The organism is Streptomyces sp. NPDC005878, assembly GCF_040629815.1.
Lineage (GTDB): Bacteria > Actinomycetota > Actinomycetes > Streptomycetales > Streptomycetaceae > Streptomyces.
Window position 1 is genome coordinate 1 of record NZ_JBEXWK010000069.1, and the last position, 1,106, is coordinate 1,106.

Here is a 1,106-nt window from a genome sequence, read left to right on the forward strand (position 1 = left end):
ACCGGCCGACTCGTGGACGGCGGGCTGTAGTGCGCGTGATCCTGCGGTCCGGTGACCGCTCCGTCGACATCCGCCTCAAGGGAAGCCCTGGCGCCACGCAGTTGCGCCACGTGGAGGGCGTTGCCCGCCGCCTGTTCGCAGCCCTGCCCGCGCCGCCCACCGACCTGGAGCCCCTGCCGTTCGGCTTCGCCCTCGGTGCGGACACCGAGCTCGCCCCCGATCCGGATGCGCCCATCGACGATGACGACGACGTATGAGCCCTCGTCGCCTACCCCACCCGTTCCGCCCCGGTTGGAAGGACTGCTCCGTGACCGATACCACCGCCCCCGAGGCCAGCGAGCCGAGCATGGGTGACCCCCAACACGCCGTGAAGATCGAGGCCACGGGGTGGGGCGCCACCATCACCGTCGACGGCCACGACCTTTCGCGCAAACTGCGCGGCTACACCATCGAGCAGCAGGCCGGACAGCCCGCTCTCGTGGTCCTCTACAAGAAGAAGGACGCCGACCCCATCGGCTTCGAAGGCCTGGCCCAAGTCGCTGTTGCCCACGCGTTCGAGGAACCCAAGCCGGTCGACGAAGGAGCAGTGGTGGCCGTGTTCCTCGCCAACATCGACCCGGTCGCGCTAGAGAACGCCGCCCTGAACCGCGACGACCTCGGCAACGACCGGTACGAGCTGACCCGGGCCATGCTCCGCCAGCTCGCCGACTGGGCGCAGGGCAAGGGCTGACCACCATGCCCAACCTGGACGGCGTGCTCGCGAAAGCCGCAGTGCTCATTGAGGGCCTGGTGCTGCGCGACACCGTACGCATCACCCTCCCAGCCACCGGCCCACCGGTCCTCAACCCCACCACCGGCGAGCTGGAGCGGCCCGCAGGCACCGTGCTGTACGAGGGGCCGGGCGCGGTGCAGCCACAGGCGCAGAGCCGCCAGGCCGTCGCCCCGGACGCCGGGCAGCCATGGGTGGGGGAGACCATCTCCCGCTACCGGCTGCTCACCCCCCTGGACGCACCGATCGCACCCAAGGACGCGCTCGTCACCGTCACCGCCGTCCACAACCCCGCCCGGGACGCACTGCTGGGCCGGTCCTGGGTCTGCACCGACGA

3 protein-coding genes are annotated in these 1,106 nt (G+C 70.9%); all 3 read left to right on the forward strand.

Annotation, left to right across the window (positions count from 1 at the left end; all coding sequences use genetic code 11):
* Positions 1 to 257 (forward strand): hypothetical protein (locus ABZ404_RS39140; protein ID WP_358991746.1); only part of this gene is annotated, 257 nt, incomplete at its 5' end.
* A 50-nt stretch (positions 258 to 307) separates the two neighbouring features.
* The gene (locus ABZ404_RS39145) at positions 308 to 730 is read left to right on the forward strand and encodes a hypothetical protein (protein WP_358991749.1); all 423 of its coding nucleotides are present in this window, start codon (positions 308 to 310) and stop codon (positions 728 to 730) included.
* A gap of 5 nt (positions 731 to 735) precedes the next feature.
* Positions 736 to 1,106: DUF6093 family protein (locus ABZ404_RS39150; protein ID WP_358991752.1), on the forward strand; the 371-nt coding region annotated here is incomplete at its 3' end.